Origin of the sequence: Nitratireductor kimnyeongensis, assembly GCF_019891395.1 — a bacterium.
Taxonomy (GTDB): Bacteria; Pseudomonadota; Alphaproteobacteria; order Rhizobiales; family Rhizobiaceae; genus Nitratireductor; species Nitratireductor kimnyeongensis.
Genome location: NZ_CP078143.1, coordinates 2,708,681 through 2,731,734, shown reverse-complemented (window position 1 = coordinate 2,731,734; position 23,054 = coordinate 2,708,681). Strand labels below are relative to the sequence as shown.

The window sequence follows — 23,054 nt, the reverse complement described above, 5'->3', positions numbered from 1 at the left end:
ACCCAGAATGCAAGCCACTTGCGGAGCCCGAGGCGTAAAATGCTTGCATGACGTTCCATCACGTCCAGCCATTCCCATATGAGGAGGATTGAAACCATGGGTCCGTTCCCCCACGATGCACCGCCGCCGAAGATCGGCAATGAGAACCCGGCCGGAACCGACGGGTTCGAATTCGTCGAATTCGCTCATTCGGAGCCGGACAAACTCGCCGACCTGTTCACGAAGATGGGCTACATTGAGGTTGCCCGCCACAGAACGAAGAAAATCTCCGTCTGGCGTCAGGGCGACATCAACTACATTCTGAACGCTGAACCGGGCAGCCATGCCATGCGTTTCGTCGAGGATCACGGCCCCTGTGCGCCCTCCATGGCCTGGCGCGTGGTCGATGCAAAACATGCCTTCGATCATGCCGTTTCCAAGGGTGCGGAGCCTTACCAGGGCGACGACAAGGCACTCGATGTGCCGGCCATCGTCGGTATAGGCGGCTCTCTCATCTACTTCATCGACACCTATGGCGACAAAGGCTCTGCCTACGACGCCGAATTCGAATGGCTTGGCGAGAAAAATCCGCGCCCGAAAGGGGTCGGATTCTATTATCTCGATCACCTCACCCACAATGTCTATCGCGGCAATATGGACAAATGGTGGGACTTTTACCGCGAGCTTTTCGGCTTCTCGCAGATCCACTATTTCGACATTGACGGTCGCATCACCGGCCTCGTCTCCCGTGCGATCACGTCGCCTTGCGGCAAGATCCGCATTCCGCTCAACGAATCCAAGGACGACACGAGCCAGATCGTCGAATATCTGAAGAAGTACAAAGGTGAAGGCATCCAGCACATAGCGGTGGGCACTGATGGCATCTACGACGCCACCGACCGGCTCGCCGACAATGGGCTCAAATTCATGCCCGGCCCACCGGAAGTCTACTACGAGAAGAGCTTCGACCGTGTGCAGGGCCATGACGAGCCCATCGAGCGCATGAAAAAGCATGGTATCCTGATCGACGGTGAAGGCGTGGTGAACGGCGGTATGACCAAGATCCTCCTGCAGATCTTTTCAAAAACCGTCATCGGCCCGATCTTCTTCGAGTTCATCCAGCGCAAGGGCGATGAAGGTTTTGGAGAAGGCAATTTCCGCGCCCTGTTCGAGAGCATCGAGGAAGATCAGATCCGCCGTGGCGTGATCAAGGTCGACGCCGCCGGTTAAATCACCCGGAGATTGCGGAGAAGGAAATGGAAAGGCCGTCTTGGACGGCCTTTTTATTTGCCGACTATCTTAAATACAGGCGAAATACACCGCGCAACCATGATTGCTCCTATAAAAAACATGAAATCGTTCAAAACCTTTACTCAATATTACCTTTTTTGACGCGGCGGACGGCGCGATGATGCCTCCTGGCCGGAAAGGTAAGGAGCGCAACATCATGCTACGGGCATTAGGACAGGTGTCACGCCGCGATCTCCTGACGATGATCGGCGCGGCCGCTGGCAGCGCCGCCCTCTATCAGGCAATGACGACGCTCGGACATGCCCAGCCATCTCCCTACCAAGGCCCGATCAAGCTCCAGGGCGACCCCGGGACTGTGAAGGTTCTCATTCTCGGTGCCGGTCTGGCCGGAATGGTCGCAGCGCTCGAATTACGGGCGGCCGGCTATGAAGTCGAGCTGCTTGAATACCGGGAGAAGGCAGGCGGCCGGTGCTGGACCCTACGTGGTGGCGACACCTATACCGAGCTTGGCGATTTTCGTCAGGAGATCGGATATGCCAAGGGCAATTATTTCAATCCGGGGCCTTGGCGCATTCCCCACCATCATCACGCCATTCTGGATTACTGCCGGCGCCTCGGCGTCAAGCTCGAACCTTTCATTCAGAAAAATCACAACGCCTTTCTCCACTCCACCGCCGCGTTTGGCGGCAAACCCCAGCGGTTTCGGGAGATCGCGACGGATTTTCGTGGGCACACCACCGAGCTCCTCGCGAAAGCCGTCAATCAAGGCAATCTCGACGAAATGGTCAGCGAGGAAGACAAGGAGAAGCTTCTCGAAGCCCTGCGCACCAGCGGAATGCTCGACCAGGACTTTGGCTACGTCAAAAGCCAGCACACCAGCGAATTTCGCGGTTTTCAGACATGGCCAGGCGGGGGAGCGAAACCAAATCCTATCCCCTCCGATCCGATCGCGCCGGGCGACATTCTTCAATCAGGCCTGTGGAGATGGCTGGGAGTAGCGGAAACGGTCGATCATCAGGAAACCATGTTTCAGCCGGTCGGCGGAATGGACATGATCGCCCAGGCGTTCGAACGGGAGATCAAGGATCTGATCCGCTACAATGCGAAGGTCACCTCCATCAAGCAGGATGAGACCGGCGTCACCGTCATCTATCAGGACACCGGCCAGGACACCGGCATTGAAGGAGAGCCTCTGGAAACACGCGCCGACTGGTGCATCTGCACCATTCCCTTTTCCATACTCGGGCAGATCGAGAGCAATTTCTCAGACGGGGTAAAAAGCGTGATCGACAAGGTTCAATATGCCGGTTCCGTCAAGATCGGTCTCGAGTTCAACCGGCGTTTCTGGGAAGAGGACGAGCAGATCTACGGCGGCATCTCCTACACGGATCTTCCCATCGCACTGATCGGCTATCCGTCGAGCGATTATCTTTCCACCGGGAAAGGTGTTCTGGTCGGTGGTTACAATTGGGATACAGCAGCCTATCACTTCACCTCTATGACGCCCGAGGAGCGCATCAACAAGGCTCTCGAATATGGCGCGACGATCCACCCGCAATACCGCAAGGAGTTCTCCAACGGCGCAAGTGTCGCATGGTATAGGGTGCCTTGGGCGCTGGGTTGTTACGGTGTCTGGGACGACAGGGAGGCAGACTACAGCCGCGCGACCGCCTTGGATGGGCGTACCCTGATGGCCGGCGAGCACCTCTCCTATCTGCCAGGATGGCAGGAAGGTGCCATTCTTTCAGGGCTCGATGCGATTTCCCGCTTGCACGCCCGGGTCATGAGCGGTTGATCCCCCGGTTGAGAAGGAGCCTGCCATGCCAGTGAAAGGCAAAGCGCTTTGCATCGCCGCTTCCATATTCTTTGTGCCGCCAGCGCATAGCGAGGAAGCCGCACTCTTCGGCGACAGTGAGAAGATAACCGTTACTGGCGGTGAAAATGTCTACAAGGCCATCTGTCAGGGGTGTCATATGTCCGACGGCAAGGGCGCGAGCGGCGCAGGCCGCTACCCATCGCTGGCCGACAACAAAAACCTCGAACATCCGGAATATGCGATATTCGTTATCAAAAGCGGGCAGAAAGCCATGCCGGCCATGGAGAACCTGCTCAGCGATCAGCAAATCGCCGATGTGGTCACCTATATCAGAACCAATTTCGGCAATGATTATTCCGGAGAGGTCAATGTGGATCAGATCGCCCCGCCCTGGCCCTGATGGCTGACGGCGAGCGTCAATCCATCCCCTTCGCCTATTTCTCCCGCGCCGCCTCCAAGACGGCTTGGATCACCTCTATATCGCCCACCTGATTGGCGAGCAGCAACACGAGTTTCGCGTTGAGCCGAGCGCTTTCCTCAAAGCTCAGCCCTTCATGCGCTTCCATCAGTGCCGCATAGAAATCATCGCCTGCCGGTCCCAGCTGGTCTCGGCCGATCTCGCTCCTGACCATTGTCACTCCCTTCCCATCGCCCGGGTCATGGCCCCCGCGATCTCATGCGCGTCGGGCCTCTCGAAGATCGCCGCCACATGCTGGTCCGGTCGCACCAGATAGAGCCGCCTTGATCCGTAGCGATTAGCCACCGCGCCCTCGCAATCCTCGACATGCGCCACGCCTTCCACGGCCATCCCACCGGGCTTTGTTACCTGCACCACATGCAGCCCCGCCGGAAGACCGATCGGCGGCTCGCAGCCGACGGCCAGAAGCACGAAGCCACCACCCGTCTCACCGAGCAGCCAGGAAGGCTTTCCACCTGCCCGTACCGGGGCATCGGAAAGCGCCATGCCCGGCGCAAGCGACCCCTCGCCCTCCCATTCTGTCTGAAGCCGGCATCCCTCCAGCGAACACGGCTTGGAAAGCCTGCCCGAGTTCACCAGCCGCCGGGCGAAATCGTGTTCTGCTGAAAGGGCCAGAACACTGTCGCGGAAGATGCTCTCCATCTCGGTCTTCGGCGTCATGAACGAGGTCGACCGCGCCGAATGCAGAATATTTTCATCCGCGCCCAGAATACGTTCCTCGTCATAGGTGGCGATCAGCGAGGCCGGTGCCTCCCCCTTGACCACCAGCGCCAGCTTCCAGCCGAGATTGTCGATGTCCTGAATGCCGCCATTGCCGCCGCGCGCGCCGAAGGGCGAAACGATATGCGCGCTATCGCCTGCAAAGATCACGCGGTTGTGCACGAACCGCTCCAGCCTGCGGCACTGGAAGGTGTAGACCGACACCCAGTCGAGCTCGAACTTGGAATGCCCGATCACCTTCTCGATGCGCGGAATGACATTCTCCGGCTTTTTTTCCTCATCCGGATCGGCATCCGGGCCAAGCTGAAGGTCGATACGGTAAATATCGTCCGGCTGTTTGTGCAGAAGCGCGGACTGCCCATTGTGAAAGGGCGGCTCGAACCAGAACCAGCGCTCGGAAGGGAAATCCGCCTTCATCTCCACATCGGCGATCAGAAAGCGCTCCTCGAAGACCTGCCCCCCAAAGTCGAGCCCCATCATGGAGCGCACGGGCGAGCGCGCACCATCGCAGGCGATCACCCAGGTGGCATCCAGTTCATACCTGCCGTCCGGCGTCTTCACACGAAGCCGCACATCGCCTCCCGTCTGTTCCAGCCCCACCACCCGGTTTTTCCAGCGCAGATCGATCCTGTCGGACAATTCGCCCGCGCGCTCCACCAGATATTGCTCGACATAGTATTGCTGCAGGTTGATGAAGGCGGGCATCTTGTGCCCTTCCTCCGGCAGAAGATCGAAATTCCAGACCTCCCGGTCGCGGTGAAAAAGCCGCCCGACCTGCCAGGTCACGCCCTTCTCCACCATGCGCTCGCCCACGCCCAGCCGGTCGAAAATCTCCAGCGTGCGTTTGGACCAACAGATGGCGCGGCTGCCGAGCGACACGACATCGTTGTCGTCCAGCACGACCACGGAGATGCCGCGCTGCGCCAGGTCGATTGCTGCCGCCAGCCCCACGGGCCCCGCGCCGACAATGACCACCGGATATTGACCCACATGCCCGCCGGCGAGTTCCGGAGGCTTCATGTATGGAAAGGGGTTGTACGCGTAACGCGGCATTGAAATTCACCCTCCCTTCGCAGCCATTCCTCTCAGGAGGAGCAGCTCCAAACCCTGTTTCTTTCGTTCACCACAGCGCTGTCACGGTTCCGGCAAACCACAAGCCGGTGGCGACGATCAGAAGCCCGTAACCAACGCGCACCATCAAGCGCGACAATCGATAGCGCAGCCCGGCCCCGATCCCTTCTGCAAACGAGTGCAACTCGCCCCGGATATAAGCGCGCATGTGTTTGTCGCCGCGCTTATCCGGGGACCGGCGCATGGAGAGAAACCGCGTGAGTGCTTCCTCATCGTTCCAGCCAAAACGCTGCTTCTCCATTAGGAAGGAAAGCCGCAGAAGTCCCCACCAGCCTGCTGCCACAAGCCCGAGGCCGATCAGAAACGCTGCGCCAATCCAGAACCCGTTCACTGCGTCCTCCCGGGCCGGCAATCAGCCCTGCAATGCCTCCCACATCTGACGGTCGCGCTCTGCCGTCCAGATGCGCGGCGTGTCGATGCCGAGCGCCTCGTCATAGGCCCGCGCCACGTTGAAGGGCAGGCAGTGCTCATAGATCGCATAATCGGAGAATTTCGGATCGCACACCGCACGGCAGGCGTCCCACGCTTCCTTCAGCGTGCCGCCGCCCTGCGCCACGCGCGCCACCGGCTGATAGGTGGACATGACGAAATCGCTGGTCAGATCCAGTGCCTCGTTGACCATGCCCTGCCCCACCAGCGCGCCGCCGCGTCCGGGCGCGATGGCGTCGAGATCGAAGGCGCGGATTTCCTCCAGCGTCGTCGGCCAATCGTGGAAATGCCCGTCGCCGCAATAGCAGGCCGAGTGATGCTCCACGATATCGCCGGTGAACATCACATTGGCGTCGGGCACGAAGGCCACGATGTCGCCCGCCGTGTGCGCCCGTCCGAGGAACATGAGGTCCACACGGCGCTTGCCGAGATACACCGTCATCGAGCTGGAAAAGGTCGTCGTCGGCCAGGTCAGGCCGGGGATCGATTCATGCCCCTGAAAAAGGCGGGGGAAACGCACGAACTCCGAGTCCCAATCTTCCTTGCCCCGCTCCACCACCATGGAGCGCGCCTTGTCGCTCATGATGATGGTTGGCGCCTTGTAGGCGGAAGCCCCGAGAACGCGCACCGCGTGATAATGCGTCAGTACCAGATGGCTGATCGGCTTGTCGGTGACAGATCGCACCTTCTCGATCACCTTTTCAGCAAGCCTCGGCGTGGCCTGCGCCTCTATCACCATCACCGACTCGTCGCCGATAATGATGCCCGAATTGGGATCACCCTCGGCTGTGAAGGCCCAAATATCCCGACCGATTTCATCAAACGAAATGGTCTTTTCTGTCAGGTCACCTGCGGATGCGAACTCTTTGGCCATTACGCGCCTTTCTCGTTGACTACACTATGCCCCGACGATGACTGCCAGGGATTTCAGGATGTTCCAGGGATCAAGCGCGCTGAACACGACTGCGGACACCGCCGAAATCAGCGTCCAGGCGATCATCAGGCGGGTCAATATCGAACCGCTGTCGATCCGGTATGCACGCCTCGACAGCCATACATTCACGCCAATGACGGTTACCACGAAGATGAAGGACAACGTGATGCCCAGCCATTGAGGCGCGGTGGTGTAAAGCGCGTCAAAAACCGACTTCAACAACCACGCCAGGATGGAAATCCCGACAAGATTGAATACCGCGAAAATAAGCGCCGTGCGCTTGAGAGGGGTCAGTGCCATTCTTTAGGGCTCCTGATATTCCTCGACGCGTTGTTCGATCGCACCGAAGATGGAATGGCCCCCACTGTCTTTCATCTCGATACGCACCGTATCGCCAAAGCGCAAGAAAGGCGTCTTCGGTTTACCGTGTGTTATCGTCTCGATCATGCGGATTTCGGCAATACAGGAGTAACCGACACCGCCTTCCTCGACCGGTTTGCCCGGGCCACCATCCAGCTTGTTGGAAACCGTGCCCGAACCGATGATCGTACCGGCGCATAGCGGGCGGGTCTTGGCGGCATGGGCAATCAGCGTGGGAAAGTCGAAGGTCATGTCGACACCGGCATCGGCACGGCCAAAGGGTTTACCGTTATAATCGACGCATAGCGGCAGAGAGACCTTGCCGCCATCCCAGGCATCGCCGAGTTCTTCGGGCGTCACCGCAACTGGCGAGAAGGCCGAGGACGGCTTCGACTGGAAGAAGCCAAAGCCCTTGCCGAGTTCTCCCGGGATCAGCCCGCGCAACGACACGTCGTTCACCAGCATGACAAGCCGAATGGCTTCTCGCGCCTGTTCCAGCGTTGCACCCATCGGCACGTCATCGACGATGACGGCGATTTCCCCTTCCATGTCGATGCCCCAGGCCTCGTCGGCCATGCGAATGGGGTCGCGTGGTGCCAGAAACGCATCGGACCCGCCCTGATACATGAGCGGATCCTCCCAGAAGCTCGCTGGCATCTCCGCCCCACGTGCCTTGCGCACCAGTTCCACGTGATTGACGTATGCCGAGCCATCCGCCCACTGATAGGCGCGCGGCAATGGTGAATGCGCATCATGCTCGTGAAAACGTTCCGCAGGCACCGAACCGTGCTCCAGGCTTTCGGAAAGGGCTGCCAGATGCGGTGCGATGCGCGCCCAGTCGTCCAGTGCCGCCTGCAACGTCGGGGCGAGGAAGGATGCATCCGTGCAATGTGTCAGGTCGCGAGAGACGACGACCAGCTTGCCGTCGCGCGTTCCGTTCTTGAGCGTGGCGAGTTTCATGCAATGTCCTTTATGCGTTGGGGAAGACGCGCAATCGGCGCAGGCCCACCGGACCGACGCCGATCATACCGTCTGCGAGCGCTCCGGTCGATCAGGACCAGTCGCCTTCCGGCGTGCCGTTGAAACGCTTCTTCAGATCCTTCCAGCAGTCGATATAGTTTTCCTGCAGCGTGTCCGTCTCGGCGGCATAGCGCGTGAGATGCTGGGGAAAGCGCGTCTCGAACATGAATGCCATGGTCTCTTCCAGCTTGACCGGCTTCAGTTCCCCTTGGCTCGCCTTCTCGAAACCGAAAGCGTCCGGCCCGTGCGGCAGCATTATGTTGTGCAGTGAGGCACCGCCCGGCAGGAAGCCCTCTTCCTTGGCATCATACTGGCCTTTGATCAGCCCCATGAACTCGCTCATGATGTTTCGGTGATACCAGGGCGGGCGGAATGTGTGCTCTGCCACCATCCAGCGCGGCGGGAAGATCACGAAGTCGATATTGGCGGTTCCCTCTTCGCCCGAGGGGGCCGTCAGCACCGTGAAGATCGAAGGGTCGGGATGGTCGAACAGAATCGCCCCAACCGGCGAGAAGGTGGAAAGGTCATATTTGTAGGGCGCGTAGTTGCCGTGCCAGGCCACCACGTCGAGTGGTGAATGGCCGATCTCGGTCACATGAAACTGACCGCACCATTTGACGAACAACCGGCAGGGCTTTTCCTTTTCCTCATACCAGGCAACCGGCGTCTTGAAGTCGCGTGGGTTTGCGAGACAGTTTGCACCGATGGGACCGCGATCCGGCAGGGTGAATTTCGCGCCGTAGTTCTCGCACATATAGCCGCGCGCCGGCCCGTCCATCAGTTCCACCTGGAAGATCATGCCGCGCGGCATGACGGCGATTTCACCGGGTTCGATCTCGATGACACCCATCTCGGTCTTCAACCGCACACCGCCTTCCTGCGGTACCAGCATCAATTCGCCATCGGCATTGAAGAAGTATTCGTCCACCATCGACGTGTTGAAGGCGTAGATATGGGCGGCCATGCCCGCCTGCCCCTGCACGTCACCCGCCGTCGTCATGGTGCGCACACCGGCAATGAAACCGGTTTCCTCATTGGGGATGGGAGTAGGATCCCAGCGCAGCTGACCAAGCGCCAGCTGATGGTCATTCACATTGGGAGCGGACTTCCACGCCTCGAAATCGACCGCCTTGAAGCGCCCGGTATGTTTCACGCTGGGGCGAATGCGGTAGAGCCAGGAGCGTTCATTCGTCCCGCGCGGGGCGGTGAACGGGGAACCTGACAGCTGCTCTGCATAAAGCCCATAGGCTGGTCGCTGGGGCGAATTCTGTCCCTGCGGCAGCGCGCCCGGCAGGCTCTCCGTCTCGAAATCATTGCCGAAACCCGGCATGTACTGCACGGTCATTCGATCCTCCAAGCAATGGCTCATCAAGCTTTGGGACTCATCAAGTTTTGGTTGCAACCGTAACCATATCGAATGTAACTATCAATCTGACCAGAGAGGAAATCCGCAAAGGATCCCAGCATCCCATGCCAGAATCGACCAAGCTTGCCCTGGAACACTTCCTTCCCTATCGCCTGTCCCGTCTCACCGATACGATCAGCCGCGATTTCTCACAGGCCTATCGCGCGCGCCTTGGTCTGACGCGGCCCGAGTGGCGCACGCTGGCCACGCTCGGCCAGTTCGGAACGATGACTGCGACCGAGATCGGCGCGCATTCCTCCATGCACAAGACCAAGGTCAGCCGCGCCGTTGCCTCTCTGGAAACACGCCGCTGGCTGGCGCGCACGCCCGACCCGCAGGACCGTCGGGTCGAACGTCTCACCCTCAGCAAGATCGGCCAGAAAGCCTATGAAGACATGGTGCCCGTGGCACACGGTTTCGAGACGAAGCTGCTCGACCGCATGAAGCCCAAGGAGCGCGCAGCGCTGCTTGAAGGCCTTGAAGCACTGGAGCGCGCCGTTTTGACGGACTAGTGTCCTACCAGCTCATCACCACCTTGCCGGCCCTGCCGGAGCGCATGGCGTCGAAACCATCGCGAAAATCATCCGCATTGATGCGGTGCGTGATGAGATCGCGCAGGTCGAGCCGCGTCTGCACCAGCGCGATCATCTTGTACCAGGTCTCGAACATCTCGCGCCCATAGATGCCCTTCAGATGCAGCATCTTGAAGATGACCTTGTTCCAGTCGATCTCGAAACCCGCCGGCGCGATACCCAAAATGGCGATCTTGCCGCCATTGTTCATAGCGTCGATCATGTCGCGGAAGGCGGGTGCCGCGCCCGACATTTCAAGCCCCACATCAAACCCCTCGGTCATGCCGAGCTGGCGCATCACCTCCGGCAGCGTTTCCTCTGCCGCATTCACCGTGTGCTGAACGCCGAGCTTCTTTGCAAGCTCCAGCCTTCCCGGATTGATGTCGGTGATGACCACCTTGCGCGCGCCCACGGCCTGCGCCACCAGCGCGCCCATGATGCCGATCGGCCCCGCCCCCGTCACCAGCACATCCTCGCCAACGAGGTCGAAGGAAAGCGCGGTGTGAACGGCGTTGCCCAACGGGTCGAAGATCGCCGCGATCTCGTCGGGAATGTTGTCGGGGATCGGCACCACATTGTGCTGCGGCAGGGCGATGAATTCGGCAAACGCGCCGGCGCGGTGAACCCCCACGCCCAGCGTGTTGTGGCACAGATGTCCGCGGCCCGCCCGGCAGTTGCGGCAGTGGCCGCACACGATGTGCCCCTCGCCCGAAACCCGCTGGCCGGGTTTGTATTCCGTCACCGCCGAGCCGACCTCCGTCACCTCGCCGACGAATTCATGTCCCGTCACCAGCGGCACCGGCACGGTGTTTTGCGCCCACTCGTCCCAGTTCCAGATATGCACATCCGTGCCGCAGATCGCCGTCTTCTTCACCTTGATCAAAACGTCATTGGGCCCAACCTCGGGCACCGGAACACGCTCCATCCAGAGCCCTTCCTCCGGCTTTGACTTCACGAGCGCCTTCATCATGTTGGACATGGTCGATTATCCTCCAAAAGCGAAATCTGCGATCCGCGCCCTACGCGATCACCCCGAGCTGACGCCCCACCTTGCCAAACGCTTCCACCGCGCGATCGATATCCTCGGTCGAATGCGCCGCCGACATCTGCGTGCGGATGCGGGCAGCCCCTTTCGGCACCACGGGGAAGGAGAAGCCGATCACATAGATGCCCTCTTCCATCAGCATTTCAGCCATGCGGGCGGCGAGAGCCGCATCGCCCACCATGACCGGGATGATGGGATGGTCGGCGCCCGCCAGGGTGAAGCCCAGCTTTTCCATGCCCGAGCGGAACCGCCCGGCATTGCTTGCAAGATGACGGCGCAGCGCATCGCCCTGCTCCACCATATCGAAGACCTTCAAAGACGCCGCCGCGATCACCGGCGCCAGCGTGTTGGAAAAGAGATAGGGCCGCGAACGCTGGCGCAGCCAGTCCACCACCTCGGCCTTCGCACAGGTATAGCCGCCAGACGCCCCGCCCAGTGCCTTGCCGAGCGTGCCCGTCATGATGTCGACCCGCCCTTCCACGCCGCAATGCTCCGGCGTGCCGCGTCCATTCTCACCCACAAAACCGACCGCATGGCTATCGTCCACCATCACCATCGCATCGTATTTTTCGGCGAGATCGCAGACCGCGCCCAGATTGGCGACGATGCCATCCATGGAAAAAACGCCATCCGTCGCGATCAGCCGGAAGCGCGCGCCTTCCGCCTTTTTCAAACACTCTTCCAGAGCGGCCATATCATTGTTCGCATAGCGGTGGCGCTCGGCCTTGCAAAGCCGCACCCCGTCGATGATCGAGGCATGGTTGAGCGCATCGGAGATGATCGCATCCTCCGGCCCCAGCAGCGTCTCGAAAAGCCCCGCATTGGCATCGAAGCAGGAGGAATAGAGGATCGTGTCCTCATAGCCCAGAAAGCCTGAAATCTTCGCTTCCAGCTCTTTGTGTTCTTCCTGCGTCCCGCAGATGAAGCGCACCGAGGCCATGCCATAGCCATAGCGGTCGAGCGCGGCCTTGGCCGCCTCGCGCAATTCCTCATTGTCGGCAAGGCCCAGATAATTGTTGGCGCAAAAGTTCAGCACCCTTTGCCTGCCGCTCTCGATCTCGGCCGACTGCATGGAGGTGATGACCCGCTCGGACTTGTAAAGCCCCGCCTCCTTCAGGCCATCGAGTTCCAAGCGCAGATGGGAGAGAAAGGACGCGGTCATGAACACCTCGGATCGAACGGGAACAGGCTTTCCCTCCTCTACTACAAAGTGCCGCCGCTTTCGACCACCTGCTTTTCTGCAACGCTCTTCCGCCGAACCGCGAACCCGCCAGCAAAGCCACCACCCGCCCCTTACCCTCTCCCCGCGCACAGCGTTCCCGTGCCTTCACCCTCATCCTGAGCTTGTCGAAGGGCGGGGGTGAAGGCACGCACCCACGCTTGCCGCTGCAGCCCTTTCATGCCGCCCTCGCCCTTCGACAAGCTCAGGATGAGGGCTGCGTCGGCTCCTCCCCCCTCCCGCGCCACCCGCAACAAAAAAAAGAGGCAAGCACCGCAGCGCCCGCCCCTTCGCAATCCCCGCGCGAAACGCGCGCGCTCACCCGATCAGAAAAACGCCTGCAGCCCCGTCTGCGCGCGGCCGAGGATCAGCGCGTGAACGTCATGCGTGCCCTCATAGGTGTTCACCGTTTCCAGGTTCTGCGCATGGCGCATCACGTGATATTCGATCTGGATGCCATTGCCGCCATGCATGTCGCGGGCCATGCGCGCGATCTCCAGCGCCTTGCCGCAATTGTTGCGCTTGACGACCGAGATCATCTCCGGCGCCATCTTGCCCTCGTCAAACAGCCGGCCAACGCGCAGGCTCCCCTGAAGCCCGAGCGCGATTTCCGTCTGCATGTCGGCGAGCTTCTTCTGGAAAAGCTGCGTCTGCGCCAGCGGCTTGTCGAACTGCTTGCGATCGAGCCCATATTGCCGCGCCCGGTGCCAGCAATCTTCCGCCGCGCCCATCGCGCCCCAGGAAATGCCATAGCGCGCGCGGTTCAGACAGCCAAACGGCCCGCCAAGCCCTTCCGCATTGGGCAAAAGCGCATCCTCGCCCACTTCCACACCGTCCATCACGATCTCGCCGGTGATCGACGCGCGCAGCGAAAGCTTGCCGCCAATTTTTGGCGCCGAAAGCCCCTTCATGCCCTTTTCCAGGACGAAACCGCGGATCTTGCCGCCATGGGCCGCCGATTTCGCCCACACCACGAACACATCGGCAATCGGCGAATTGGAGATCCACATTTTCGAGCCGGTCAGCCTGTAGCCGCCATCGATCTTGTCGGCGCGCGTCTTCATGCCACCGGGATCGGAGCCCGCATCCGGCTCGGTCAGGCCGAAACAGCCGATCCATTCGCCCGACGCCAGTTTCGGCAGATATTTCCTGCGCTGCTCTTCCGAGCCATAGGCATGGATCGGGAACATCACCAGCGAGGACTGCACGCTCATCATGGAGCGATAGCCCGAATCGATGCGCTCCACCTCGCGCGCCACCAGCCCGTAGGACACATAGCCGGCCCCCACGCCGCCATATTCCTCCGGCACCGTCACGCCCAAAAGCCCCGCCGCGCCCATTTCGCGGAAGATGTCCGGGTCGGTTTCCTCGTTCATATATGCATGCTCGATGCGCGGGGCGAGCTTGTCGGCAGCGAAGGCGGCTGCCGCATCGCGGATCATGCGCTCTTCATCGGTGAGCTGCTCTTCCATGAGGAAGGGATCGTCCCACACGAAGGTCGATTTTGACGATTTCGCCGCGGATTTCTGTGCTTCCATGTTCATTCATGCCTTCCTGATGCGGTTGCGCTCTTTCAAGCCTTCTGCAGCCAGATGGTCTCACCTGACCTCCGCGCAAATGCGGAAAAACCAATAGCCAGAGCGTGCCTTGCGCGCCGCAAGGGCGCGTGCACTCCTGACGCCTGAGCGGAGCATACAGCATCTTGCGCCAGATTGCTTCAAGCTTAAAATGATTTTTTGGAAGGGGATTGTGACGGGAGGGGATGGATGGGGGGCGTGCGCAGTCTACTTCGTGAGATTTCTGGAACATCTAGTTTATGCTTCAGCGATCCGGATAGATCTGAATGTCATGATCCTCCTGTGTGTTCGAAAATTTGCACACACCTACATAAAAACCGCGCCATTTTTTTTAACTATTTCAGTCACTTACACTCGTCAAACAATACACCAATAGGGATTGCCTTGAGTTGCAGCATCGGTACATAATATCACAACTATTAATGGGACGGGCAAATTGACAACAACTCACAAGATTGCGGAATTTAAGCAAACTTCCGCGACAGACCAATTGGAGTCAGTCGGAGCTTCAAAGGATATTTCACGCCCTACTGAGGAACTAGTGATAGGAATGGTGGGCGCCGTAGGCGCTGGGGTTTCTAAGACCTCAGCGCAATTAAAGTCCATTCTAGAAACGGACTACGGGTATAAGGTTGAGATTCTTAAAGCGAGCGATCTTATTCGCGAGAATGCCGCGAAAACGAGCACCCCAACCGTAGCAACTGGGGGCTCAGAACGCATTACGGAATTGCAGGCAGTCGGCACAGAATTGCGGAGAAAGTTTGGCGAGGATTACATTGCCGCAAAAGCAGTTGAAACGATCGCGGTGCAAAGAAAAGCAAGTGGCGGGTACGACGACAGCACACAAGTCCCTCAGCCAAAACAGCAGCGACAAGCAACTATAATAGATTCACTGAAGCACCCCAAAGAGACAGAGCTTCTAAGGCGCGTGTACGGAGGCATCTATTGGCAATTTACCGTATTTGCTCCGGAATCAATTCGAGAAGTTAGACTCAAAAACTTAGGTATTGAGAAAGATAAACTTCAGGGAATATTCACAAGAGACGAAAACGACAAGGAAAGCGATCACGGCCAAAAGGTCAGCAAGACTGCATACCTATCCGATTTCTTCATTAGAAATGACGGTGAAAATGATGCAAGAATCAAAGACGTCATCAATCGGTACTTAGAAATAACCTTCAACATATCTGTACATACACCAACCACTGACGAAGCTGGCATGTTTGCAGCAGTATCATCTGCCAGCAAATCAGCCTGCCTTTCCCGGCAGGTCGGTGCAGCGATCTACTCGGCTGAAGGTGAACTCATAAGCGTCGGTTACAATGACGTACCGAAGGCGCATGGAGGTTTGTATTCGGTGAACGATGGTCAACAAGATCATCGCTGCTATTTATGGGGCGAAAAACGCTGCCACAATGACCGAAAAAAAGAGGAGCTTTACGAAAAAATATTCAGAAAACTCAGTGAAGAAGGAATGCTCTCGCAGAGCACTAACAAAGAAAAATTTCGGTCCGCGCTAGTAGAAACTCCTGTCAAAGACCTGATTGAATATAGCCGATCTATCCACGCTGAAATGGAGGCAATAGTTTCAGCGGGTCGGGCAGGAAAATCTGGCATGGTGGGCGGCACTCTATATACTACGACCTTTCCATGTCACAATTGCGCTAGACATATTGTCGCCGCGGGCATCTCGAGAGTACTGTATGTAGAACCTTATGCTAAGAGTCTTGCTCTGGAACTTCATAGCGATGCAATTGGGATCTCAAGTGATGATAGAAATAAGGTAGCGTTTCTACAGTACGAGGGTGTCGGACCAGATTGCATGTTGAAGCTGTTTCACCATGGCACTGAGCGGAAAGATGGCGGCAAAGCACGAATTCTAGATAAAAAATCCGCATCCCCTATTCTACCACCTCCTATGGATGGTTTCACAACCCACGAAAAAAGGGTTATAGATTACCTTGAGGGCGTCGAGAATCGGTAGATCAGCGGCGTGGAAGCAGGGTGAATCGGCATGAACAAAGGACAGAACGTGCGTAAGCAACAGCGCGAATTTCTGTTTGTGTTCGAATCGAATTCGGCTCGAATTGAATCGAGTGTCCTTTCTATAGAGGACAACCGCGCGGCAAGTGGGGGGGGCGTGGATATCACCAGTGATGAAGCAAAGGAAGCTCGACGCAAGCTCATTGCAGAGCTACACGAACTTGGCTGTTAGTCGGCAGGCGATCTGTAGCTTCCTGCCACCAGTCACTGCCTCGATTCTCTTGTTTTTCGCTTCATTTTCGACGGTTCCGGCAATCATTTTTTTGGTCTGTGCTGAGTAGGTTCGCTCCAACTACTGGGTTTTAGACACCGGACACGACGGTACCAGGTTGATAATTTTTCGGCGTTGGCTGGAGCTGAAGTATCACCATTCGCCCCTCATCCGCCTGCCGGCACCACGGGGTCGAGCCACGGGTCTCGACCAGTCCTTCGGCCCCCCGCAAGCGGGGAGAAGGACGCTGTCATTCCCCCAATTTTATCCCCGCCCCCAAAACCTCACCTATAATTCCCCCATCGCCCTTGTCGGGACCCGGGTCCGGAGCCGGGGATCAGGAAGGGCGGCGGCAGCCTCCCCCTTGGGCATCGGTGGCTCAAGGCATGTGAGGGCCCGCGACAGGCCGGCGGCCGGTTTCAAGACCGGCTGCGGAGAAGCCGCCAGGGCGCACCCCGCCCGAGTGATCGGCCAACAGTCGGGACAGCGGCCGGACGGGCGGCCCGAGGGTCGCATTATTACTTTAGACGCGCGACGCTTTGGCCGCCCGTCTTCCCGAACCTGTCTCAAACCCCGGCGGCGAAGCCGTGCGGGAGCGGAGGTGTGCCCCCATGGAAAGCCGACCCTGCCCGCATCCCCACCCCCGTCATCCCGGAAGCCACAGGCTATCCGGGAGCCATTGGAAGAGCCTGCAGGGCGCGGCCCGGTCCTCGCTCCCGCACCAGCGGTTGCGCCCTCTGCGGCACCCGGCCCCGCTTCTCAATGGGTCCCGGGTCAAGCCCGGGCTGACGTGGTGTGGGGTGGGTGATGGTGTTGAGAGGTTGGCGCAGCACCCCCCTCTGTCCTGCCGGACATCTCCCCCTCAAGGGGGGAGATTGGCAGCGGGAAGGTTTTCGCCAATCGCCGAGAGTGGAGGAAGAGCGCGGGCATCGCCACGACTGATCTCCCCCCTTGAGGGGGAGATGGTCGGCAGACCAGAGGGGGTGCTGCGCCAAGGCTGAAGGAAGCGCACCTGCGCATGCGCCCCCTTCTCCCCGCGAGCGGGGAGAAGGTGAGGATGAGGGGCGGGCGGTGAGGGTGATCAAGGAGATGCTGGCAGAAATATCGCGCGTTGGCGCTCGCCCCTCATCCGCCTGCCGGCACCTTCTCCCCACAGGTGGGGAGAAGGCGGCCTTCATCACCGCCCCACCCTTCTCCCCACCCCCGAATCCCCGTAAAATCGCGGCCATGACCACAGCCTCCCGCACCATTCGCCAGCTCACCGATACCGTGATCAACCAGATCGCCGCTGGCGAGGTGATCGAGCGGCCCGCCAGTGTGGTGAAGGAGCTGGTGGAAAATGCGCTCGATGCGGGCGCGACGCGCATCGAGGTGGCGACCGCCGGCGGCGGGCTTTCGCTGATCCGCGTCACCGACAATGGCGGCGGCATGCCGCCGGAAGAGCTGCCGCTCGCCGTCTCGCGCCATTGCACGTCGAAACTCACCGACGATATTCACGACATTCGCTCGCTCGGCTTTCGCGGCGAGGCGCTGCCCTCCATCGGCTCGGTGGCGCGGCTTTCGCTGCGCTCGCGGCCCGAAGGCGCCGACAGTGCGGCAGAGATTTCCGTTGAGGGCGGGCGCGTTTCAGCGGTGAAGCCCGTGGCCGCCAATCGCGGCACGACGGTGGAGGTGCGCGACCTCTTTTTCGCCACGCCCGCAAGGCTCAAATTCATGAAGAGCGAGCGCGCCGAAACCGCCGCCATCACCGAGGTGGTGAAGCGCATGGCGCTCGCCTTCCCCCATGTGCGCTTCACGCTGACGGGCTCCGACCGCAACACGCTGGAGCTTGCCGCCGTGCCCGCCGATGGCGAGGGGCTTCTGCGCCGCATCGCGCAGGTGATGGGCCGCGACTTTGCCGAAAACACGCTGCCCATAGAGGCTGCGCGTGAAGGCGTTTCCCTTTCGGGCCATGCGTCGATCCCCTCCTTCTCGCGCGGCAATGCGATGCTGCAATATTTCTATGTGAATGGCCGGCCCGTGCGCGACAAGCTTCTGACCGGCGCCATTCGCGGCGCCTATATGGACGCGCTGCCGCGCGACCGGCATGCGGTGGCGGCGCTGTTCATCACGCTCGACCCGGCGCTGGTGGATGTCAATGTGCACCCGGCCAAGGCCGATGTGCGCTTTCGCGATCCGGGGCTGGTGCGCGGGCTGATCGTCGGCGCGATCCGCCATGCGCTGGAAATCAGCGGCATGCGCGCCTCCACCTCCGGGGCCGACGCCATGCTCGCCGCCTTCCAGAGGCCGGAACAGGCGGGGGCGGGCCACGCCACGCCGCAGCGCTACACGCCTCCACCCCGCCCTGCAAATGGCTGGAGTGCGGCCACCTCACCCACCCGTCCGCTGGAGATGAGCACGGCACCGGCCTTTGCCGAGCCCGGCCAAGCGGCGTTCGATGTGGGGGCGGCCCTTTCCGCCGATGCGCGTGCGGGCGAAGCGGAGGCGGCACCCGAATTGATGCGCGCGCCGCTGGGAGCCGCGCGGGCGCAGGTGCATGAGAATTACATCGTCGCGCAGACGGAGGATTCGCTCGTCATCGTCGACCAGCACGCCGCCCATGAGCGACTGGTCTATGAGGCGCTGAAAGAGGCGCTGCATGCCCGCCCCCTCCCCGCGCAGATGCTGCTTTTGCCGGAGATTGTCGACATGCCGGAAGAGGATGCCGACCGGCTGTCCGCCCATGCGGAGTTCCTCGCCCGGTTCGGCCTGGGGCTGGAGCGGTTTGGCCCCGGCGCCATCGCCGTGCGCGAAACGCCGTCCTTGCTGGGCAAGGTGGATGTGCCGCAGCTGGTGCGCGATCTCGCCGACGAGATTGCCGAAAACGACACCGCCGACACGCTAAAGGAGCGGATCGACCACATCGCCGCCACCATGGCCTGCCATGGCTCGGTGCGCTCGGGCCGGCGGCTCAGGGCGGAAGAGATGAACGCGCTTTTGCGCCAGATGGAGGCGACGCCCGGCTCCGGCACGTGCAATCACGGTCGCCCGACCTATATCGAACTGAAGCTGACCGATATTGAGCGGCTGTTTGGGCGGCGGTGAGTGGCGAGATGCTTGACCTCTGCATTGAAATATGGCGCAAGGGACCCGATGAAAGGGTGAAGTGATGAACCGTTTTGAAGGACCCGGCGCCCGCGAGGCGCGCATTCGCTATCTGGATGGCGATTTTCAGGTGATGACGCCCGGCGCCTTCGTGCGCTGCGCCGTGACCGAACAGCCGATCCAGCTCGACGATCTGAAATATTGGAGCGTCGCGCGGCAGGAAGCCTATGTGAACGCCGAGACCTCGCTCGCCCGCGAGCTGGAAATGCATCCCGAACTCAGGAAGCGTAGCTGATCTATTTCAGAATGCGCTCGCGCCAGGCCTCTATCGTGCTTTCGATGATGGAGACCGGCATGTCGGGCGCGTCGAACTCTGCCTCCACCTGCAGCACGCGGCTTTTCTCGGCAAGCGCGGAAAGCGCGTCGCTCCCGCCCCTCAGCCGCACGAGATCCTTCTCGGTGGTGATGAGCTGGAGCTCACCCTTCTCCGCCGCAGCGATCAGGTCGCGCGCATCGTCATCGTCATAGGGGTGATGATCGGGAAAACTCTTCCCCTCCACCACCGCGCCGCCGGCTTGCGCCACACTGTCGAAGAATTTCTTCGGATTGCCGATCCCGGCAAAAGCCAGAAACCGCCCGCCCTTGATCGCGCGCACGCCGCGCGGCTTGAGCCTGGCCTGAAACACCGGTCGCCCCGCCCGCGAAGCCTTGCGCACCACATGGTCGGCCGCGTTTCCCTCCCCCATGGTGAGGATCGCATCCGCATGGCGCAACTGGTCGATCAGCCGCGCGCGCATCGGCCCGCCGGGGATCACATGGCCGTTGCCCAGCCCGCGCCGCGCATCCACCACCATCACCGCATAATCCATATGCAGCCGCGCGCTCTGGAAGCCATCGTCCATGATGATGAAGTCGCAGCCGATGCCGATCAGCTCGCGGGCGCCCGTCAGGCGGTCGGGCGCGACCAGCGTGGGCGCATGCCGCGCCAGAAGCAGCGGCTCGTCGCCCACATGGCGCGAAAGATCCTTCTTCGCATCCACCAGATGCGCGACCGTCATCGAGCCACCATGCCCGCGGGTGAGGAATCCCGGTTTCCGACCAAGCTTCTTCGCCTGTTTTGCGAGCGCGATGGAAACCGGCGTCTTGCCCTCGCCTCCGACGGTAAAATTACCGACACACAACACCGGCACACCCACCTTCGCCCGCTTTGCCGAGGCCATCCGGTATCCGGCCACGAGGCCATAGAGCGCTGACAGCGGCGAAAGGCTCCAGGCCCGCCAGTCCGCCGCCTCCCACCAGAATGGAGGTGCCTCGCTAGCCATGCCCCTCGCCGCCTTCAAGCCTGCTCTTGACGATCAGCGGATGGATATAGGGATCGAGCGCCTGCAGCGTCCGATTGAGCGCACCCGACATGTCGTCGACCGCCGCGCGCCCCGCCTTGATCATGGTGCGGCGCGCCGAATAATTGTTGAGCAGGAAGTTCACGCCACCGGCCAGCATCTCGCCATCGCGCACCAGCCGCGCGCCCCCGGCATCGATGAGGCGGCGATAGGCATCGCGGAAATTCTGCACATTGCAGCCAGAGAGCACCGCCGTTCCCAGCCGCGCCGGCTCGATCGGGTTCTGACCGCCCGATTGCGAGAGCGAACGTCCGACAAAGGCCACTTCAGTCAGTCTGAGATAAAGTCCCATCTCGCCAATTGTATCGCCGAGCAGAATGTCCGTCTCCGGCAGGACCGTATCGTTACGGCTGCGCCGCGCCACCTTGAGGCCGCGGGCCGTGAATTCCTCTTCCAGCCCTGCGGCCCGCTCCGGGTGCCGGGGCACGATGATCGTCAGCAGATCGGGATGCCGGGGCTTGAGCTTGGTATGCACGTCGGCGGCAATCGTCTCCTCGCCCTCATGGGTGGAAACCGCTGCCCAGGTTTCCCGTTCGCCGATCTGATCTTCCAGCGTGGCGAGCGCTGCCTGCTCCACTGGCGGCGCATGCGTGTCGACCTTGAGGTTGCCTGAAACCGTCACCGGCCTTGCCCCCAGCGTGCGGAAACGTTCCCCATCCACTTCGGACTGGGCCACCACATGGGCGAGGTTCTCAAAAAGCGCCTCGGCGAGAAAGGCTCGCTTTTTCCAGCGCTCGAAGGATCGGTCCGAAAGCCGGCCATTGACGAGCACCTGCGGTACACGCCGCGCACCGAGTTCGAGAATCGTCATGGGCCAGATCTCGGACTCGGCCATGATGGCGAGATCCGGCTGCCAGTGATTGAGAAAATTGCTGACAGCCGGCTTCAGATCCAGCGGCACATATTGGTGGATCACCTCGCCGCCGAGGCGTTCTTCGGCCACCTGTGCCGAAGTCACCGTTCCCGTGGTCAGAACGATGTTGATCCCGTAGCCCAGAAGATGTTCGATCAGGCCCGTCACGGCCATGGTTTCGCCCACACTTGCGGCATGCATCCAGATCAGCGGGCCGTCAGGGCGTGGGTGGCCCGCCCGACCATAGCGCTCGTGCCGGCGCACCCGGTCTTCCTTGCCCTTGCCCGCGCGCCAGACGATGTAACCGCCAACCATGGGAAAGGCTGCTGCACCTGCCCAGCGATAAGTTGTGAGAATGGCGCGTGCCCAGCGTTCACTCATGGCTCATTGACCGTCAACCAGAGAATAGGCCCGTCGCGTCGCTTCATTGAGCGCGTTGGTGACCTCGCGGCGCTTTTCTTCCATCACCGCCTCATCAGCGTCGGACTTCACATAGATGGGCTCGCCCAGGATCACCGCGCTGCGGCCGAATGGCAGGTTGATCGTGGTCTTGTCCCAGGTCCGTTCCAGCACCTTCCGGCGGCTCGTGGCAATCGCGACAGGCACGATCGGGCGGCCCGAAATGCGCGCCAGGGTGACAATGCCAAGCCCGGCTTCGCGCGGTGTGCCGTGAGGAATGTCGGCGATCATCGCCACATTGCATCCACGGTCAATGGTCCGTTTCAGCATAATCAGCGCCTTTGCGCCACCCTTGCGGATATCGCGTTCGCCTTTGCGCCCACCCGAACCACGCACTGTTTCAAAGCCGAGCTTTTCAGCAACAAGCGCGTTCAGTTCCGCATCGGCGCTGCGTGAAAAAAGCGCCACGATCTTGTGCTTTTTGGGATTGATGGCCGGCCCAAGAATGTGCTGCCCGTGCCAGAGTGCAGCAATTGCCGGCGAATGCGCATCGATGGCCTCCTGCAGATCATGCGATCCATCGACGCGCGGATTGGTGCGGTCAATCAGGCGAATAGCACCCGCCATAAGGGTTGCCAGCGCCTGTTTCACGAAGCGCGACTTCGCCAGCGGCTTGCGGACACGGCGCCACAACTCCTTCAAGGGGCGGCGGCCGGACTTCTTCCGATTGGCGGTCATGGCAGGAGAAGGCGCTGTCGCCTTGTTTTCCATATGCGGTTCCTTGCTACCCCTGGGACTATCCCCGGGTCTCATCGGAGGCGGGGTCGAGCAGGCGGTGAAGGTGAACAATGAAGTAACGCATATGCGCGTTGTCAACGGTCTCCTGCGCCTTGGCGCGCCAGGCTTTCTCCGCGGATTTGTAATCTGGGTAAATGCCGACAATGTCGACGTCGTCGAGATCGCGGAAGGTCACTCCGGTCAGCGACGTCAATTCACCGCCAAAGACCAGATGCAAAAGCTGGGAATTCTCTTTTTTCTCGGACATGGTCAAGCCCATTTGCAGACGAATGTGGCAATAAGCAAATCGCTAACCGCCCGTGTAGAGTAATTCCCGCGATTTTGGAACCT

At 60.4% G+C, this 23,054-nt stretch carries 22 protein-coding genes; 8 read left to right on the top strand and 14 right to left on the bottom strand.

Annotation, left to right across the window (positions count from 1 at the left end; translation table 11 throughout):
• The first annotated feature begins 96 nt into the window (after positions 1 to 96).
• The 3 genes from hppD to KW403_RS13055 all read left to right on the top strand — a co-directional run bounded on the left by hppD (position 97) and on the right by KW403_RS13055 (position 3,446).
• The gene (gene hppD, locus KW403_RS13065) at positions 97 to 1,209 is read left to right on the top strand and encodes a 4-hydroxyphenylpyruvate dioxygenase (protein WP_223019904.1); all 1,113 of its coding nucleotides are present in this window, start codon (positions 97 to 99) and stop codon (positions 1,207 to 1,209) included.
• 217 nt (positions 1,210 to 1,426) lie between these two features.
• Entirely contained in the window at positions 1,427 to 3,025 is a 1,599-nt protein-coding gene (locus KW403_RS13060; RefSeq protein ID WP_223019903.1) for a flavin monoamine oxidase family protein, read from the top strand.
• A 25-nt stretch (positions 3,026 to 3,050) separates the two neighbouring features.
• Positions 3,051 to 3,446, top strand: a complete 396-nt coding sequence (locus tag KW403_RS13055; protein WP_223019902.1) for a c-type cytochrome — start codon at positions 3,051 to 3,053, stop codon at positions 3,444 to 3,446.
• A 34-nt stretch (positions 3,447 to 3,480) separates the two neighbouring features.
• Here the strand turns inward: KW403_RS13055 and KW403_RS13050 are convergent, their stop codons facing one another.
• From KW403_RS13050 to hmgA, 7 genes are all read right to left on the bottom strand, one after another.
• Positions 3,481 to 3,678: a DUF2783 domain-containing protein gene (locus KW403_RS13050; protein WP_223019901.1), complete on the bottom strand. Its 198-nt coding sequence runs from the start codon at positions 3,676 to 3,678 to the stop codon at positions 3,481 to 3,483.
• 2 nt (positions 3,679 to 3,680) lie between these two features.
• The gene (locus KW403_RS13045; RefSeq protein WP_223019900.1) at positions 3,681 to 5,297 is read right to left on the bottom strand and encodes an FAD-dependent oxidoreductase; all 1,617 of its coding nucleotides are present in this window, start codon (positions 5,295 to 5,297) and stop codon (positions 3,681 to 3,683) included.
• Positions 5,298 to 5,364: 67 nt separating this feature from the next.
• Positions 5,365 to 5,706: a hypothetical protein gene (locus KW403_RS13040; RefSeq protein ID WP_223019899.1), complete on the bottom strand. Its 342-nt coding sequence runs from the start codon at positions 5,704 to 5,706 to the stop codon at positions 5,365 to 5,367.
• A gap of 21 nt (positions 5,707 to 5,727) precedes the next feature.
• Complete coding sequence (locus tag KW403_RS13035; protein WP_223019898.1) at positions 5,728 to 6,678, bottom strand: MBL fold metallo-hydrolase; 951 nt, start codon at positions 6,676 to 6,678, stop codon at positions 5,728 to 5,730.
• Between the two features lie 24 nt (positions 6,679 to 6,702).
• Complete coding sequence (locus KW403_RS13030) at positions 6,703 to 7,038, bottom strand: hypothetical protein (RefSeq protein WP_223019897.1); 336 nt, start codon at positions 7,036 to 7,038, stop codon at positions 6,703 to 6,705.
• Positions 7,039 to 7,041: 3 nt separating this feature from the next.
• Positions 7,042 to 8,058 carry a fumarylacetoacetate hydrolase family protein gene (locus KW403_RS13025; RefSeq protein WP_223019896.1) on the bottom strand — a complete coding sequence of 339 codons (1,017 nt, stop codon included), beginning with the start codon at positions 8,056 to 8,058 and terminating at the stop codon, positions 7,042 to 7,044.
• 91 nt (positions 8,059 to 8,149) lie between these two features.
• A complete protein-coding gene (hmgA, locus tag KW403_RS13020) occupies positions 8,150 to 9,463 on the bottom strand; it encodes a homogentisate 1,2-dioxygenase (protein ID WP_223019895.1) in 1,314 nt (437 codons plus the stop codon).
• Between the two features lie 125 nt (positions 9,464 to 9,588).
• Between hmgA and KW403_RS13015 the strand changes: the two genes are divergently transcribed.
• Positions 9,589 to 10,035 (top strand): MarR family winged helix-turn-helix transcriptional regulator, encoded by a 447-nt coding sequence (locus tag KW403_RS13015; RefSeq protein WP_223019894.1) that lies wholly within the window; start codon positions 9,589 to 9,591, stop codon positions 10,033 to 10,035.
• Between the two features lie 4 nt (positions 10,036 to 10,039).
• On the opposite strand, the gene tdh is transcribed toward KW403_RS13015, so the two are convergent.
• From tdh to KW403_RS13000, 3 genes are all read right to left on the bottom strand, one after another.
• The gene (gene tdh / locus KW403_RS13010; RefSeq protein WP_223019893.1) at positions 10,040 to 11,074 is read right to left on the bottom strand and encodes an L-threonine 3-dehydrogenase; all 1,035 of its coding nucleotides are present in this window, start codon (positions 11,072 to 11,074) and stop codon (positions 10,040 to 10,042) included.
• 40 nt (positions 11,075 to 11,114) lie between these two features.
• Positions 11,115 to 12,302, bottom strand: coding sequence for a glycine C-acetyltransferase (locus tag KW403_RS13005; protein ID WP_223019892.1), 1,188 nt, complete (start codon positions 12,300 to 12,302; stop codon positions 11,115 to 11,117).
• A gap of 383 nt (positions 12,303 to 12,685) precedes the next feature.
• Positions 12,686 to 13,897, bottom strand: coding sequence for an acyl-CoA dehydrogenase (locus KW403_RS13000; RefSeq protein ID WP_223022558.1), 1,212 nt, complete (start codon positions 13,895 to 13,897; stop codon positions 12,686 to 12,688).
• A 475-nt stretch (positions 13,898 to 14,372) separates the two neighbouring features.
• On the opposite strand from KW403_RS13000, the gene KW403_RS12995 reads away from it, so the two are divergent.
• From KW403_RS12995 to KW403_RS12980, 4 genes are all read left to right on the top strand, one after another.
• Positions 14,373 to 15,920, top strand: a complete 1,548-nt coding sequence (locus KW403_RS12995) for an anti-phage dCTP deaminase (RefSeq protein ID WP_223019891.1) — start codon at positions 14,373 to 14,375, stop codon at positions 15,918 to 15,920.
• Between the two features lie 30 nt (positions 15,921 to 15,950).
• A complete protein-coding gene (locus tag KW403_RS12990; protein ID WP_223019890.1) occupies positions 15,951 to 16,151 on the top strand; it encodes a hypothetical protein in 201 nt (66 codons plus the stop codon).
• A gap of 1,266 nt (positions 16,152 to 17,417) precedes the next feature.
• Positions 17,418 to 19,274: a DNA mismatch repair endonuclease MutL gene (mutL, locus tag KW403_RS12985; RefSeq protein WP_223019889.1), complete on the top strand. Its 1,857-nt coding sequence runs from the start codon at positions 17,418 to 17,420 to the stop codon at positions 19,272 to 19,274.
• A gap of 61 nt (positions 19,275 to 19,335) precedes the next feature.
• A complete protein-coding gene (locus tag KW403_RS12980) occupies positions 19,336 to 19,569 on the top strand; it encodes a DUF2093 domain-containing protein (RefSeq protein ID WP_223019888.1) in 234 nt (77 codons plus the stop codon).
• A 1-nt stretch (position 19,570) separates the two neighbouring features.
• Here the strand turns inward: KW403_RS12980 and lpxK are convergent, their stop codons facing one another.
• The 4 genes from lpxK to KW403_RS12960 are packed head-to-tail and all read right to left on the bottom strand — an operon-like array spanning position 19,571 to position 22,971.
• On the bottom strand, positions 19,571 to 20,596 hold the full coding sequence (gene lpxK, locus KW403_RS12975) for a tetraacyldisaccharide 4'-kinase (RefSeq protein ID WP_223019887.1): 1,026 nt from the start codon (positions 20,594 to 20,596) through the stop codon (positions 19,571 to 19,573).
• Entirely contained in the window at positions 20,589 to 21,908 is a 1,320-nt protein-coding gene (waaA, locus tag KW403_RS12970) for a lipid IV(A) 3-deoxy-D-manno-octulosonic acid transferase (RefSeq protein WP_223019886.1), read from the bottom strand. The genes lpxK and waaA overlap by 8 nt, the downstream gene beginning before the upstream one ends.
• 3 nt (positions 21,909 to 21,911) lie before the next feature.
• Positions 21,912 to 22,697: a lysophospholipid acyltransferase family protein gene (locus KW403_RS12965; RefSeq protein WP_223019885.1), complete on the bottom strand. Its 786-nt coding sequence runs from the start codon at positions 22,695 to 22,697 to the stop codon at positions 21,912 to 21,914.
• A 25-nt stretch (positions 22,698 to 22,722) separates the two neighbouring features.
• Complete coding sequence (locus KW403_RS12960) at positions 22,723 to 22,971, bottom strand: DUF4170 domain-containing protein (protein WP_223019884.1); 249 nt, start codon at positions 22,969 to 22,971, stop codon at positions 22,723 to 22,725.
• Positions 22,972 to 23,054 lie beyond the last annotated feature (83 nt).